The organism is Bradyrhizobium sp. BR 1433, from assembly GCF_051547665.1.
Lineage (GTDB): Bacteria > Pseudomonadota > Alphaproteobacteria > Rhizobiales > Xanthobacteraceae > Bradyrhizobium > Bradyrhizobium australafricanum.
Genome location: NZ_JBPUGG010000001.1, coordinates 2,133,636 through 2,148,293, shown reverse-complemented (window position 1 = coordinate 2,148,293; position 14,658 = coordinate 2,133,636). Strand labels below are relative to the sequence as shown.

At 64.6% G+C, this 14,658-nt stretch carries 13 protein-coding genes and 1 pseudogene; 8 read left to right on the top strand and 6 right to left on the bottom strand.

Annotated elements, in window-relative coordinates; genetic code table 11:
- Positions 1-559: 559 nt before the first annotated feature.
- Positions 560-1,354 carry a class II aldolase/adducin family protein gene (locus tag ACSKB9_RS10865; RefSeq protein WP_438080151.1) on the bottom strand — a complete coding sequence of 265 codons (795 nt, stop codon included), beginning with the start codon at positions 1,352-1,354 and terminating at the stop codon, positions 560-562.
- Positions 1,355-1,542: 188 nt separating this feature from the next.
- Here ACSKB9_RS10865 and ACSKB9_RS10860 point away from each other — a divergent pair, with 188 nt between their 5' ends.
- Positions 1,543-1,875 carry a hypothetical protein gene (locus ACSKB9_RS10860; RefSeq protein ID WP_438073069.1) on the top strand — a complete coding sequence of 111 codons (333 nt, stop codon included), beginning with the start codon at positions 1,543-1,545 and terminating at the stop codon, positions 1,873-1,875.
- The gene (locus ACSKB9_RS10855) at positions 1,872-2,882 is read left to right on the top strand and encodes a glutathione S-transferase N-terminal domain-containing protein (protein ID WP_438073067.1); all 1,011 of its coding nucleotides are present in this window, start codon (positions 1,872-1,874) and stop codon (positions 2,880-2,882) included. The genes ACSKB9_RS10860 and ACSKB9_RS10855 overlap by 4 nt, the downstream gene beginning before the upstream one ends.
- 39 nt (positions 2,883-2,921) lie before the next feature.
- Here ACSKB9_RS10855 and ACSKB9_RS10850 read toward each other — a convergent pair whose 3' ends face one another.
- The 5 genes from ACSKB9_RS10850 to ACSKB9_RS10830 form a co-directional block, all read right to left on the bottom strand.
- The gene (locus ACSKB9_RS10850) at positions 2,922-3,551 is read right to left on the bottom strand and encodes a 2-hydroxychromene-2-carboxylate isomerase (RefSeq protein WP_438080149.1); all 630 of its coding nucleotides are present in this window, start codon (positions 3,549-3,551) and stop codon (positions 2,922-2,924) included.
- 506 nt (positions 3,552-4,057) lie between these two features.
- Entirely contained in the window at positions 4,058-5,974 is a 1,917-nt protein-coding gene (locus ACSKB9_RS10845) for an NAD(P)-binding domain-containing protein (RefSeq protein ID WP_438073065.1), read from the bottom strand.
- Between the two features lie 9 nt (positions 5,975-5,983).
- On the bottom strand, positions 5,984-6,757 hold the full coding sequence (locus ACSKB9_RS10840; RefSeq protein WP_438073063.1) for an SDR family NAD(P)-dependent oxidoreductase: 774 nt from the start codon (positions 6,755-6,757) through the stop codon (positions 5,984-5,986).
- Positions 6,754-7,398, bottom strand: a complete 645-nt coding sequence (locus tag ACSKB9_RS10835) for a TetR/AcrR family transcriptional regulator (RefSeq protein WP_057020547.1) — start codon at positions 7,396-7,398, stop codon at positions 6,754-6,756. Before ACSKB9_RS10835 ends, ACSKB9_RS10840 begins: the two co-directional genes overlap by 4 nt.
- Complete coding sequence (locus ACSKB9_RS10830) at positions 7,395-8,891, bottom strand: AMP-binding protein (RefSeq protein WP_438073061.1); 1,497 nt, start codon at positions 8,889-8,891, stop codon at positions 7,395-7,397. Before ACSKB9_RS10830 ends, ACSKB9_RS10835 begins: the two co-directional genes overlap by 4 nt.
- 171 nt (positions 8,892-9,062) lie before the next feature.
- Here ACSKB9_RS10830 and ACSKB9_RS10825 point away from each other — a divergent pair, with 171 nt between their 5' ends.
- The 6 genes and pseudogenes from ACSKB9_RS10825 (at position 9,063) to ACSKB9_RS10800 (ending at position 14,597) form a co-directional block, all read left to right on the top strand.
- A complete protein-coding gene (locus ACSKB9_RS10825; RefSeq protein WP_438080147.1) occupies positions 9,063-10,322 on the top strand; it encodes an ABC transporter substrate-binding protein in 1,260 nt (419 codons plus the stop codon).
- Positions 10,323-10,420: 98 nt separating this feature from the next.
- Positions 10,421-11,323 carry a branched-chain amino acid ABC transporter permease gene (locus tag ACSKB9_RS10820; protein ID WP_057020545.1) on the top strand — a complete coding sequence of 301 codons (903 nt, stop codon included), beginning with the start codon at positions 10,421-10,423 and terminating at the stop codon, positions 11,321-11,323.
- Positions 11,320-12,348: a branched-chain amino acid ABC transporter permease gene (locus ACSKB9_RS10815; RefSeq protein ID WP_438073059.1), complete on the top strand. Its 1,029-nt coding sequence runs from the start codon at positions 11,320-11,322 to the stop codon at positions 12,346-12,348. The genes ACSKB9_RS10820 and ACSKB9_RS10815 overlap by 4 nt, the downstream gene beginning before the upstream one ends.
- Positions 12,303-13,123: pseudogene (locus ACSKB9_RS10810) on the top strand (SDR family NAD(P)-dependent oxidoreductase). Before ACSKB9_RS10815 ends, ACSKB9_RS10810 begins: the two are co-directional and overlap by 46 nt.
- 2 nt (positions 13,124-13,125) lie before the next feature.
- The gene (locus ACSKB9_RS10805; protein ID WP_411780442.1) at positions 13,126-13,884 is read left to right on the top strand and encodes an ABC transporter ATP-binding protein; all 759 of its coding nucleotides are present in this window, start codon (positions 13,126-13,128) and stop codon (positions 13,882-13,884) included.
- Positions 13,881-14,597, top strand: coding sequence for an ABC transporter ATP-binding protein (locus ACSKB9_RS10800; RefSeq protein WP_075968245.1), 717 nt, complete (start codon positions 13,881-13,883; stop codon positions 14,595-14,597). Before ACSKB9_RS10805 ends, ACSKB9_RS10800 begins: the two co-directional genes overlap by 4 nt.
- The last annotated feature ends 61 nt before the right edge of the window (positions 14,598-14,658 follow it).

Below are 14,658 nucleotides of genomic sequence, written 5' to 3'. Positions count from 1 at the left end.
GTCGTCACGAACGTGGGTCGAGATGCGGTGGACGCCGATTGCCCAACTGACGAGTGCGCATGACGTGGACGGTGAAGTCGTGTGGTCCTGACGCCCTAGCGGCAGGTGTCTTTTCGAATTGCGCGATGCGCGTTGCGAAGACGGTGACAAACAAGCCCAGTCTCGCCGGGGAGAGCACGAAATAAGCCGTAGCCCATCGCGCAGGGAAAGCCGGATTGCTCCGGTTACACCTGTGGTCCTACCCCCGAGCTTTCTACCCATTGCTCGGGGCCCATGGGTGCGATCGGCACCCGGCTTTCCCTGCGCCCTCTTCAACAGAGAGGGTGGAACGAAGAGCAAAGCTCGGGCGAAACACGCCGCGAGAATGCGGATGTGTGACTTACAGATCGTGCAACAATTTCAGCGTCGTCCCGGCGAAGGCCGGGACCCATTACCACGAATGCGAATTGTTGCGCGACGCTGGGGCCACGGCCTGTTTTTCAACAACGCTACCCTGTGGTCATGGGCCCAGGCCTTCGCCGGGACGACGAATGGAGAAAGCCTGCGCCGGCTTTCGCTCTCAATCCCGATACGACGGATCCGCCCGGTCGAGCTTGCGCAGCAGCGCGGGCCAGGCGAGTTCGCCGTTGCGGGCGGCGCGGCCGGGCTTCGGCAGCATCCGCTCATAGGTGTCTTCGAGGATATTTTGCGGCGGATAGACCAGCTTGGTGTTGCAGGACAGCGCCATCACCTGGGTCTGGCAGGCGCGCTCGAGGCGGAACAGCACGTTGAAGGCGGCGGGCACGGTGCGGCCGACGACCAAGAGGCCATGGTTGCGCAGGATCATCGCCTCGTTGTCGCCGAGGTCGCGGACCAGGCGTTCGCGCTCGTCGACATTGTCGGCGATGCCCTCGAAGTCGTGATAGGCGACGTGCAGGAAGCGCATCGAGGTCTGCGCCAGCGGCAGCAGGCCGCATTCCATCGCCGAGACCGCCATGCCGGCCGGGGTATGGGTGTGCGCGACGCAATCCATGTCGTGCTTGGCCATGTGGATAGCGCTGTGAATGACGAAGCCGGCGACGTTGACGTCGTAGTCGGTGGCGTTGAGCAGCGTGTTGCCCTCGACGTCGACCTTGATCAGGCTGGAGGCGTCGATCTCCTCATACAGCATGCCGTAGGCATTGATCAGGAACTGGTCGGTGGTGCCGGGCACGCGGCAGGAGATGTGGTTCGCGATCATCTCGGTCATGCCGTACATCGCCGTCAGCCGGTAACAGGCGGCAAGATCGACGCGGGCCTGCCACTCCTCGGCGCTCACCTGCTCGCGAACCGATTTGACGACCTTGATCGCGGGCGAACTGACGGGGGGATTTATGGCGCTCTCTCCTTGAGATGTCTGCGGGGCCGCGGCCCGATTGTTGCGGCGGACCATAGCAGAATCCGCGCGGCGGCAAGCTGCGGCTGCGCCTGCGTATTTGCAGGTCTGGCGGGCAAAAATCGAATGCGGATTGGCGCGCCGCGCCTTCAATGCCACAATGCGGAAAACAGCCGAGCCGCACCAAAATGAGCGATCGCTACGGCCAGTTCTGGGTCTGCGTGCGCTTCGGCCGCAACAATGTGCTGATCCTGTCCACCTATCTGGTGCAGGTCATGGAGCCGTTTTCGCTGAAGGCGCTGGTGCCCGACATCGGCGCCTTTGACGTGATGGCGATCAAGTCGCGGGTCCATTTCCGGCGCGGCTTCGACGACAATGGATTTGCCAAGACGATCCTCCTGGTCGAACCCGATGAGCCGTTCCTCGGTACGACGCGTCTCGACAAGCTGCCGTACAAGAACGTCGATCTCGCGCAGTTCTATCCCTACGGCAATCCGGCGTTTTTGGAGCAATCGTCATGACAGAGGGACGCTATCACCTGATCGGCTCGACCGCCTCGCCCTATGCGATCAAGTTGCGCGCGCTGATGCGCTACCGCCGGATCCCGCACGACTGGGTGATCATGACCAAGGCGCTTCGCGAGGCAACCGCGCATCTGAAGCCGATGCTGATCCCGGTGCTGCAATATCCCGACGGCAGCTACCGCGGCGAGACCACGACGCTGGCCTATGATCTGGAGGCGCGACATCAGGGACGGTCGGTGATCCCCGAGGACAGGGCCATCGCTTTCATCTGCGATCTGCTCGAGGACCTCGCCGACGAATGGGCAGTGAAGCCGTTGTTTCTCTATCGCTGGTGGGATCCGGAAGACCAGGCCTATGTCTCGCGCTGGGCCGGCGAAGAGTGGTCGACATCGGAGGCCGAGGCCGGCAGCCGCGAGGAAATCGAAGAGTTCCGGCAGCGGCAGATTTCGCGCATGGTCATTCTCGGCGCGACGGATGAGAACAGGCCGCTGCTGGAGGAGAGCTACCGGCGGACGCTTGCGGCGTTCGAGCCGCATGTCGGCATGAGGAGCTATCTGTTCGGCAGCCGGCCGTCGCTGGCGGATTTTGCCTGGTTCGGCCAGCTCAGCGAGATGGCGACCGACCCGACCCCGATGCGGATCATGCGCGAGCGCGCACCGTTCACCGATCACTGGGTGCGGCGGCTCGACGATGCGTCAGGTGTCGAGGGTGACTGGTATCCTCGTGAGCAGGCGCTTGGCGGGTTCGCCGAGGCGCTGCTGCGGATCGCCGGCGAACTTTATCTGCCGTTCCTGGCGGCCAACGCGGATGCCTTCGCCAAGGGCCTCGAACGGCTCGAGATCAACGTCTGGGGACTGCCCTACGCGCTGGCGCCGTTCAAATATCAGGTCAAATGCCTGCAGCAGCTGCGCCAGAAGTTTACTGCGCTCGATGCCGGCGAGCGCGCGGCGTTGAAACCGGTGCTGGAACGCACCGCGTGCTGGGCGATCCTGAACGGAGGCTGATCGATCAGCGACGATAGGCCGATTCGAAACGGTCGGCGCCTACGTCCGGTGCCGGCCGCCAAGCGCGATCGCGATCGTCTCCGGCTGCTTGATCCGCTCGATCAGCATGTCGATGCGGTCGCCGCCCCAGAACAATTCGCCGTTGAACACCATGCTGGGAACGCCGAACACGCCGAGCGCTTCGGCCTCGTCGATGATGCGATCATGTTCGGCGCGGGCAGGGCCGCGAACATAGGCCTCGAAGGCGTCGGCGGAGCCGCCGACCGCGGTGATCACGCCGGCAATCTCGGGCAGCTCGTCGATTTCCAGCTCGTGGTTCCAGAACTTCCGGAACACCGTATCGTGATAAGGCCGGAACAGCCCGTGACGCTGCGCGAACAGCATGCCGGCGCTGGCGTAGAAGGCGTCATAGATCCGGCGCGGGCCCTTCATGGTCAGTCCCTGCGCGTTTGCGAACCGGCGCGCATCCATGTAAGCGTAGCGCACCTTGCGCCAGAAGTGCGGCGTACGCTCCTCGACCGTGCCCATGAATTCGGGAATGCGCAGCGTGTAGGGCAGCCATTCCAGCTCGACGCCGTATCTCTCCTCGAGTTCGAACAGCCGCTTGTTGGCGACATAGGCATACGGAGACTTGTAGTCGGTGTAGATTCGGATCCGCGGCTTTTCCATCGTCATTCCCCATCTCGTCGCGACAATTGTTCCCGATCCCGTGCGGGGGCGCAATGCGGCGTGACGGAGGAGAGATCGCGGGCAAACGAACGGGCCCCGGTGCAGTCAAGCATCGCGGGGCCCTGCTACTTCGTTTTAGCGAAGGATGTCTGGTATCGACCAGTCGTGTTTCGGGACCTAAAAGCGCGTGGCCTTTGCGCTCCTGTCCTGCGGATATGTTCAGATTGTCGGTGGCGCACGCGGCTAGCAGCTGCTGTTTGCCTCAACGTGCACCGAGACCTTGCCGCTGAGCAAGGTCGCTGGCTTGCGCCGGTGGCGTCATGCTCCTCTCCAAGGGTGGGCCGACGGACATCTGTCCGCTTCAGCTGCCTGACGGCCGATCCCATAATCGTCCGTCAATTCCTGCGACGCGAGGAGCAAGCGCTCCAGCACCCCAACAGGTGCAGTCAGCGAAATGCTGCGGCAGTTATGGCGATCTGTCAAGTTAACGAGCGGGGTAATTCAGGTCAGGATTCCTGTCGCGACTTTCGATATTGGGTGAAATCCGGATCGTGCGTCATCTTCCAGTAGTCGACGAACCGCCACGGCATCGCCGAGAACACCCGGCCGCGTCTGTTGCGGTAGTAGGTCGTCATGCCCGGATGCGTCCAGATCAGTTGCTCATGCTCGGCGTCGACGTCGCGGATATACGCGTCATGCGCGTCGGGATGCACGTCGATCGCGGCGATGTCATTCTCGATCATCTCGACAAGGCACGCGGAGATGTAACGGCTCTGGCACTCCGACTGGAAGATGACGCTGCCGCCATGCGCAGGCCCCGAATTGGGGCCGAGCATCAGAAAGAGATTGGGGAAATCAGGTACGGTGAGGCCGAGATAAGCGGTCGGATTGTCGTCGCGCCACGCCTGCTTGAGGTTCTTGCCGTGACGCCCGGTGATGTTGAGCCGCGCCGCCATCTCGGAGACCTTGAAGCCGGTCGAGATCACGATGACGTCGTGCTGCCGCGATGTGCCATCGGCGGTGACGATTCCGTCTGCGGCGAAATGGTCGATCTTGTCGGTCACCAGCTCGACATTCGGTTTGGTCAGCGTCTTGAACCAGTTGTTGTCGAGCAGGATGCGCTTGCCGTAGGGCGGATAGGTCGGCATGCACTTCTCGATCAGGTCGGGGCGATCCTTCAGCTCGGACAGGATGAAGTCGGCCAGCTCCTGGCGATGCCGGTCGTTGCCCTTGTTGACGGCGCGGTCCGGATGCGGCCACGCCGGATCCTTGCGCAGGAACGGCAGCAATCCGTCGCCGTAACGCCAGAACATGTTGAAGCGGTACCACTGCACATAGAACGGCAGATGGGCGAGCAGCCACTGCGCGCCTTCGGTGATCGGATCGGAATAGCCCTTCACCGGCCGCGCCCACTGCGCGGTGCGTTGGTAGACGGTGACCGAGGCGACGCGGTCGGCGATCGACGGCACCAGCTGCATCGCGGTCGCGCCGGTGCCGATCACGGCGACATGCCTGCCGTCGAGCTTGATATCGTCGGACCACCGCGCCGAATGAACCTTCAGACCGGTGAAGGCCTCGTCTCGCTCAAAGCGGGCAGGCAAGGGATCGTTGAGCTGGCCGATCGCGCTGACCAGCGCCGTGGATTCAAACGTTTCTTCGCCGCGGACGGACTTCAGCGTCGAGATCCAGCGTCGCTTGCCTTCGTTCCAGCGCGAGGCGACGAGCTCGGTATTGAGGCGGACGTGCTTGCGGATGTCGTATTCGCGCACGACCTTGAGCAGATAATCGAGCAGCTCCTGGCGCTGCGCGAAATAGCGGGTCCACGGATTGCGGGCGCCGAACGAGAAGGAATAGGAGTGGTTCGGTGTATCGACGCCGCAGCCGGGATAGCGGTTGACGTACCAGGTGCCGCCGATCTCGTCCTGCCTCTCGACAATCGTATAGGGGATGCCGAGCCGGCCGAGCGCGACGCCAAGCGCGATCGCGCAGACCCCGGCGCCGACGATCAGCACATGCTGCTGCGCCAGCTTCTCGCCAGAAGGGCGCTCGCGCCAGCGCGCGTCGCGTGGGATGAAGCCCATCTCCTCCCGCATCAGCGGCGCATATTCCGGCGCGACATTGTCGCCGAGCGTCGCGCGCATCATCCGCAGCATCAGCTCATTGCCGGGATCGGTGATGACGGGCTTCGGGGTGCCGTTCGCGAACAGGTTCAGGACCGCCGCGCGAATCTCGTCCTGGATCTCCTGAGGCACACCGGCGTCGGGATCCGGGATCAGACGGACGTCGCGCTTCGGCTTGTAGGGCGGCTCGAGCCACTTCTCGTCGCCGGTCATATGCACCAGCACCATCAGCAGCACGCGGATGTCACCCTCGGCGATGGCGGAGGACAGATCGAGGTGTTTGCGCGGAAGCTCGATATTCATGCGTTGTCCTCAGCTGCGTGGGGCTTCCGGCAGGCCGCCATAGGCGGCCCAGGTGGTGCCTGCGATGTATCCGGCATCGACCGGCAGGTTGATGCCGGTGATGCCGCTGCTCTGCGGCGAGAGCAGCCAGGCGATCGCCTGCGCCACTTCGATCGGCTCGACCAGCCGATTCAGCGCGGTCGGGCGCGCCAGCAGATCCTTGTTCAGGGCGCCCGATGCGATGCCGGCCTCGAGCGCCGCCGTGCGGGTGAAGCCGGGCGATACCGCGTTGACGCGGACGCCGGCGCGGCCCCATTCGGCGGCGAGCGTCTGCGTGATCTGGATGACGCCGGCCTTTGCGGCGGTATAGGCGTGGATCGGGCCCGACGTCATGCCGGCTACCGAGGCGACGTTGACGATCGCGCCATGCCGCCGCTTCGCCATGGCGATGCCGACGCTGCGCGCGACCAGGAAGGTGCCGCGCAGATCGATATTGACCTCGCGGTCCCATTGCTCCATCCGCACCCGTTCGATCGTGTGCATCTTACCGAACACGCCGGCGGCGTTGACGAGGCCGCTGATCGGACCATGCGCGGTCTCGATATCGGCAATGCCCGCGACGACGGCGCTCTCGCTCGCGACGTCGAACGGCACCGGCCACAGGACGGCGGCTGTTCCAACCAGCGGCTCCGGCGCGATGTCGACGATGACGACGCGATGCCCCTGATCGGCGAGCAGTGTCGCGGTCGCCGCGCCAATGCCGCGGCTGCCGCCGGTGACGAGGATGGTGCCCTCAGCGCTCATGATTTTCTTCCCTTGTCGCTGGTGGTGAACAGGCCGCGGGTGACCAGCTTTTGATAGGCGGTGATCACATAGTCGGGCACCGCAGTGACGCCGCGCTCGGAATAGGAATAGCGGCGGCTGAGATAACCGCGCGCGCCCATTAGCACCTGGACGATGGCCTCGAATTCCTCGTCGCTGAACGCGTTGGTCGCACCGGCAGCCCGCGCGCGTTGCAGGATCCGCACATAGGCGCTCGAGATGTTGTCGAAATGCTTCTGGTAGCCGATCGGCGCGAAGAATTCGGCCTCGTTGAGGATGCGCAGGAATTCCGGCACCTCGCGGATGAAATCGAAGAAGGCGCCGAAGCGCTCGACCTCCTGCCGGGCCTCGCTCGCGGTGCCGGTGCGCGCATGGATGAAGCGGACCATGTCGAGGCCGATCTTCGGCAGCAGCTGGTCGAGCAGCTCCTGGCGGTTCTCGAAATGATTGTAGAAAGTGCCCTGCGCGACGCCGGCGGCTTCGGTGATGCGCGCGACCGAGGCTTCGGCATAGCCGTATTTGCCGACGACCTTGGTCGCGGCGTCGAAGATCTTCTGCTTGGTCCAGGCGTTGCGCTCGACCCGGTTAAGTTTTGTCACTTTGGCGGATGTCGCTTGCGTCATGCGGTGGCCTCGAGTTCGGCACGGAGCACGCGTTTGAGCACCTTGCCGGATGGATTGCGCGGCAGGCTGTCGCGGATGACGAGCTGCCGCGGCACCTTGAAACCGGCGAGCCGTGTCCGGCAGTGGTCGGTGAGACCGGGCAGGTCGAGCTTGGCGTCGTCGGCCAGCACCACGATCGCGACCGGCTTCTCGCCCCAGCGCGGGTCCGGCAGGCCGATCACCGCGACCTCGCGCACTTCAGGCATTTCGTAGATGACGCGCTCGACCTCGGAGGAGGCGATGTTCTCGCCGCCGGAGATGATCATGTCCTTCTTGCGATCGGTCAGATACAGGAAGCCGTCGTCGTCGAGATAGCCGACATCGCCGGTACGGAACCAGTCGCCGAAGAACGCGGATGCGGTCTTCTCGGGATCCTTCCAGTAGCCCTGCGTGACCTTCGGGCCGCGCAGGCAGATCTCGCCGTTCTGGCCGGCCGGCAGGCGCTTGCCGGCATCGTCGCGGATCTCGATCTCGACATGGGCGATGGCGCGGCCGGTCGAACCGATCTTCTCGATCTCGCGGCCCGCGTCCATGAAGGTATCGCCGCCGCAGCTTTCGGTGAGGCCGTAGGCATCGATGTAGCGCGCGTTCTTGAAATAGTCAGAGAAGGCGCGGATGCGGACTTCCGGTGTCTTCTCGCCGCCGCCGATCGCCCATTGCAGGCTGGAGACGTCGTAGCGCTCGCGGTTCGGATGAGTGAGGAGGGCCGTGGTCATGACCGGCGCGAACCACGCCGCGTTGAGCTTCTCGCGCTCGATCGCGGCGAGCGCAGGTTCAGGCTCGAAGGTGCGGTGAATGCACAGCATGCCGCCATGCCAGAGCACCGCGATGCCGGGCAGGTCGAGCGCGCCGACGTGATAGAGCGGACCGACGACGAGCAGCCGCGTGTCGGCGTTGAGCCCGAGCACCAGGGTCTGGTCGGCGGATTTCCAGTAGATGTTTTCGTAACTGAGCATCACCCCCTTGGGACGATCCGTCGTGCCCGAGGTGTACATCAGCCGCATCAGGTCGCGCGGCCCGCGCACATGGATCGGCGCCGGCGCGATGTCGGGCGCAAGGTTGGTGACGCTGGACTGCGCGACCTCATCGAGCAGCACGACCGGCGCGCCGCCGGTTGCGATCGCGGCAAACTCCTCGTCGGCGACCAAGAGGCGCGCGCCGGAATTGCCGACGATGTAGCCGACCTCATCGGCCGAGAGGCGATAGTTGATCGGCAGGAACACCGCGCCGATATGGCTGGTCGCGAACGCCAGCTCGAGAAAGGCCGTGCTGTTCTTCATCAGCACGGCGACGACATCGCCGGGCGCGATCCCGCGCCCCGCGAGCCAGCCGCCGACCTGCCGGATCCGCAGATCAAAGTCGGCGTAGGAGACGTCCTCGCCGCGATATTTCAGCGCACAGCGGTCCGGAGTCCGCCGGGCATGAAATGCGATGAAGCTGGAAAGGTTGATCATTTGCCGCCCGCGGGGCCGATTCCGGCGCCGTTTTCTCCCTAGATGAATTATGAGTCGTAATTCATCTTTGGCTTGACGTCACCCCCCTTGCTCTGAAAACATCGTGGTCATGGAGACGAAACGATCTCCGGCAGGGATTTTGGGAACGCGAACCCGACAGGGAGGGGAATGATGAAGAGGACCCGGAAACCGGGCATCACCCGGCGCTCGACGCTTGCGCTGATGGGCGCCGGTGCGGTGAGCTTTGCCGCGCCATGGGTGGCGCGCGCACAGGCCAAGACGATCAAGATCGGCATGCCGACCATTCTGTCGGGCCGCGTCGCGCAACTCGGAACGTCCTCGCGCAACGCAGTGCTGCTGGAGGTCGAGAAGGTCAACGCCGCCGGCGGCCTTGCCGGACGGCAGATCGAGATGGTGATCCGCGACTCCAAGGGGCAGCCGCAGGAAGCCGCGCGCATCGCGCGCGAACTCGTCAACACCGACGGTTGCGAGATGCTGCTCGACGGCGAAGCGTCCTCGGGATCGTTCGCGGTTCACGAAGTGGCGCGGGATCTCGGGGTGCTCTGCATCCACACCTGCTCGGAAGCGTCGTCGCTGACTGCCGATCCCAAGCAGCACATCCCGAACGCCTTCCGCTGCGTGCGGCAAGGCATTCACGACTCGATCGTCGGCGCCAGCTACGCGGCAGGGATCGCCAAGGCCAAGGGCCTGAAGAAATGGGCGACCTGTTCGCCCGACTATGCCTATGGCCGCGACACCACCGGCGAGTTCGTGCTGTACTTGAAGAAGTTCGCGCCCGACGTCGAGATCATCAGCGAGTCCTGGCCAAAGCTGTTCCAACCCGACTACACCGAGGTGGTGACGAAGATCCTGCAGGCCAAGCCGCAGGCGCTCTATTCCTGCCTGTGGGGCGGCGATCTCACCTCCTACATCGACCAGGCCAACATCTACGCGATGTTCACCCAGATGGAGGTGTTCGCGGTCAACATGGCCGACTACACCGCACTCACGGTGGTGAAGAACCTGCCCAAGGGCATCCACTCCGGCGATCGCTATATCAAGACATTCCCGCCGACGCCCGAAAATGCGGCCTGGGGCGATGCCTACAAGGCCAAGTACAACGAGTATCCGACCAACTGGTCGTGGCAGAACGCGACGGCGGTCATGTTCCTCAACGAGGCCGTCAAGAAGGCGAACTCGACCGACGGCAAGAAGGTCGCGGAAGCGCTCACCGGGCTCACCATCAAGTGCCCGTTCGGCGCCGACGGCACCGTCACCATGCGCGCCGACGACCACACGCTGGTCGGTTACGCCATCGGCTGGGGCACCACGATCCCGCAGGAGCCCTACGTGCCTGACGTGAAGGCCGGAGACTGGAAGACCATCTTCGAGTTCGAAGCCGAGTGGAAGAAGAGCAAGGGCTACACCTGATCCGCATGTCGGGCGGAGGCGGCAATCTGCTGCCTTCGCCTCGCATCTGATGTTTGTCGCGCGCCGACGTTGCGGCCCGCCGTGATGGATGATTTTCCGTGGACCTCGACGCGCTCGCCAGTTGCCTCGCCAGCCCTGCCTGTCTGGTGACGCAAACCACCAGCGGCCTGATCATCGGCATGCTGCTGTTCCTTGTCGCCGTTGGGCTGACGCTGATCTTCGGCGTGCTCAAGGTGGTCAATTTCAGCCACGGCGCCTTCTATATGTTCGGCGCCTACTTCGCGATGACGGCCTATCAGCTCACCGGCAGCTTCGCGCTGGCGATGCTGAGCGGCGCCGTCGGCACCGCGATCCTCGGCCTGATCTTCGAGCGCGTGTTCATGAGCCGGGTTTACGGCCGCGACGTCTTGATGCAGCTCCTGGTCTGCTACGCCTTCGTGCTGATCTTCGACGATGTCGTCCGCATGATCTGGGGGCCTGAATTCAGGTCGATGGGCATGCCGGCGGCGTTCCAGGTGCCGCCGCTGTTCATCGCCGGCGGCGTGGTGCCGCCATATTATCTGCTCTTGATCGGGGTGGCGCTCGCCGCGGCCGTTGTTCTCGGCCTGGGGCTGGCGCGCTCCAGGATCGGCAAGGTGATCCGTGCGGCTGCGCATAATCCCGGAATGGTCTCGGCGCTCGGGATCAATACCGGGCTGATCTATGGCGGCGTATTCGCGCTCGGCGGCATGCTGGCGGGACTGGCGGGAGCGCTTGCCGCGCCAGTGCGCTCGCTGACGCCGGGCATGGGCTTCTCGGTACTGATCGAGTCCTTCATCGTGACCGTGATCGGCGGCATGGGCTCGATCCTCGGCGCGTTGATCGGCGCGCTTTTGATCGGCCTGATCCGCTCCTTCGGATCGCTCGGCTTCCCGCTGTTCACTGAGGGGCTGATGTATCTCTTCATGGTGATTGTGCTGGTCTCGCGCCCGACCGGGCTGTTCGGCAAGGAGGTCGCATGACCGAATTGCAGGCCGGGCAGGGCACGCAGCCCCTCGATGTTGCCCGGATCGACGCCAGGCCGCAGCGGTACCGCGATGTGCTGATCGCGCTCGTGGCCTTTGTCCTGCTCGCGCTGCTGCCGTTCATCTTTGGCAGCAAGCAGCTGCTCGACTTCGTGATCCGCTGTGCGGCCTATGGATTGTTCGCGACGTCGCTCAACCTTCTGGTCGGCTACACCGGTTTGATCTCGTTCGGCCACGGCATGTTCTTCGGCCTCGGTGCCTATGGTTTCGGGCTGATGATGCAGAAGACCGGCGTGCCGATCCCGGTGGCCTTCGTCGCCACGCTGGCCATGACCCTGGTCGTCGCCGTCGTCATCGGCGCGATCTGCGTGCGGTTGAAGGAAATCTACTTCGCCTTCGTCACGCTGGCATTCCAGATGCTGATTCACTCGACCATCCTGTCGTGGCAGTCGCTGACCGGCGGCGACCAGGGTTTGCGCGGCGGGATCCCGAGGCCGCCGTTTCTCGGCATCGATCTGTCGAATCATCTGCATCTCTACATCACGAGCTGCGCCCTGCTGGTGATCGGCCTGCTGCTCATGCGCCAGATCGCGCAATCGCCGTTCGGCTACACGCTGCGCATGATCCGCGACAACGCCACGCGGGCGAGCTTCATCGGCATCGATGTCTGGCGCGCCAAGCTGACGATCTTTGTGCTCGCCGCGCTGTTCGCCGCGACCGGCGGCATCATCATGGCGCTGTTCGTCTCCGGCGCCTATCCCGAGTTCGCGTATTGGACGATCTCGGGCGAGGGCATCTTCATCAACATGCTCGGCGGCGTGACAACCTTCCTCGGACCGATGGTCGGCACGGTGCTGCTGCTGATCCTCAACGATACCGTTACCCGCCTGACCGAGTATCACGGCATCGTGCTCGGCATTGTGATCCTGTTCTTTGCCGTCGGCCTGCGAAGGGGCCTGATGGACTTTGTCGTCGAATGGTTCGCGCAGCGTCGCGGAGAGCCCGGGGAGCGCGCGCCATGAGTGTACAGACGCGGATCAGCGTCGTTACCGGCGGCGCCAGCGGCATCGGCGCTGCGTGCGTGCGTGAGCTCGCAGCGGCCGGCGATCTCGTCGCCGTCGTCGACCGCGACATCGCCAAGGCGCGGACGGTTGCGGCGGAAGTCGGTGGCAAGGCGTTTGCGGCCGACGTGGCGGACGAGCGCAGCGTCGAGGCCTGTGCGGCAGCGATCGAGCGCGACTGCGGCCCGGTCGCGGTGCTGGTCAACAGCGCCGGCATCATCCAGGTGCCGGTCCGGCCGCACGAACTGCCGATGACCTCCTGGACGACGTCGTGCGTGTCGACCAGCGCGGCACCTATGTCGCCTGCGTTGCCTTTGCGCGGCAGATGATCGCGCGCAAGCGCGGCAGCATCGTCAACATCGCCTCGGTTGCCGGCATGCGCTCGATGCCGCTGCATGCTTATGCGCCCGCCAAGGCCGCGGTGATCGCCATCACCGAATGCCTCGCGGCCGAATGGGGGCCGTCCGGCATCCGCGTCAATGCGGTGTCCCCCGGCTATACACTGACGCCGGCGCTGAAGAATGCCATCGATCGGGGAGAGCGAGATGTCTCGGCGCTGGCTGCCAATGCAGCACTTCGCCGCCTCGTCGATCCCTCGGAGATCGGCCGCGTCGTCGCATTCCTGGCCTCCGACGCGGCCTCGGCGATGACCGGCGCCAACGTGCCGGTCGATTGCGGCTGGCTTGCCGGCACGTCGTGGAGCACGTATGGCGGTCTACGGGAGGCGAGTGGCTAGCCATGCTGGAGATTCGCGGACTCTCGAAATCCTTTGGCGGCGTCAAGGCGACCGACAACGTCTCGCTCGACTTCGCTGACGGTTCGCTCACCGCCGTGATCGGTCCCAACGGCGCCGGCAAGAGCACATTCTTCAACCTGATGACGGGCGCGCTGCAACCTGATGCCGGGCAGATCTTGCTCAACGGCGTCGACATGGCGGGCAAGGCCCCGCCGGAGATCGTGCGCCATGGCATCGGCCGCGCCTTTCAGGTCGCGAGCATCTTCCCGTCGCTGACGGTGGAGGAGACGATGCTGGCTGCAGTCTGTGCCGATCAGCGCCGCGCCGGCGTGATGCATCGCCGGTTTCCGCTGGCCGAGACGCGCGACCGCGCCGAGCATGCGATGGAGCTGCTCGGCCTCGCCGGTAAGCGCAACCGGACCGCGGCGACGCTGTCGCATGGCGACCAGAAGCTGCTCGATATCGCGCTCGCGCTGGTGCTCGAGCCCAAGGTGCTGCTGCTCGACGAGCCGACCGCGGGCATGGGTACCGAGGAGCGCTGGCGCATGATCGACAAGGTGCGCGAGCTCTGGGAAAAGCAGAAGATCACCGTCGTGTTCATCGAGCACGACATGGACATCGTGTTCAAGATTGCGCCCCAAATCGTCGTGCTGTGCTACGGCCGGATCCTGGCGACCGGGACGCCGGACGCGATCCGCAGGAACGATGCCGTGATCGAGGCCTATCTCGGCAGCGACGACCACGCGGGAGCGGTGGCATGAGCGCGCAGCCGGTGGTGCAGGTCGAGGACCTCGACGTCTATTACGGTACCAGCCAGATCCTGTTCGGCGTCGGCCTGTCGGTGCGGCAGGGCGAGACCATGGCGCTGCTCGGCCGCAACGGCGCCGGCAAGTCGACCACCATGAAGGCCATCATGGGACTGGCGCCGGCGCACCGCGGCAGGGTGACCCTGCGCGGCCAGGTGGTCTCGGGAATGCGGCCGCATCACATCGCGCGGGCCGGGCTCGGCTTCGTGCCGGAAGACCGCCAGATCTTTCCCGAGCATACCGTCGAGGACAATCTCGTCATCGGCCAGAAGAAGGGGCCCGATGGCGAGGACGAGTGGTCGATCCGCCGTGTCTATGACGTGTTCCCGCTGCTCGAGCCGTTGCGACACCGGATCGCCGGAAGGCTGTCCGGCGGCGAGCAGCAGATGCTGGCGATCGCCCGCACGCTGATGGGCAATCCGGTGCTGCTGCTGCTGGATGAGCCGAGCGAGGGGCTGGCTCCGATCATCGTGCAGCGCATTGGCGAACTGCTGCGGCAGCTCCGCGGCACCGGTGCCACAGTATTGATCGCCGAGCAGAACATGCATTTTTGCCTTGGCCTTGCGAGCCACGCGACGGTTATCGACAAGGGACAGATCGTCTACACATCCTCGATCGAAGAGCTGAAGGCCAACGATAACATCCGGCAGCGCTATCTGGCGCTGTAGGGCATGATCCGGGAAAGGCGCGCAGCGGTTTTCCCTCGCGACAAGCGCGCAGCGGTTGCGC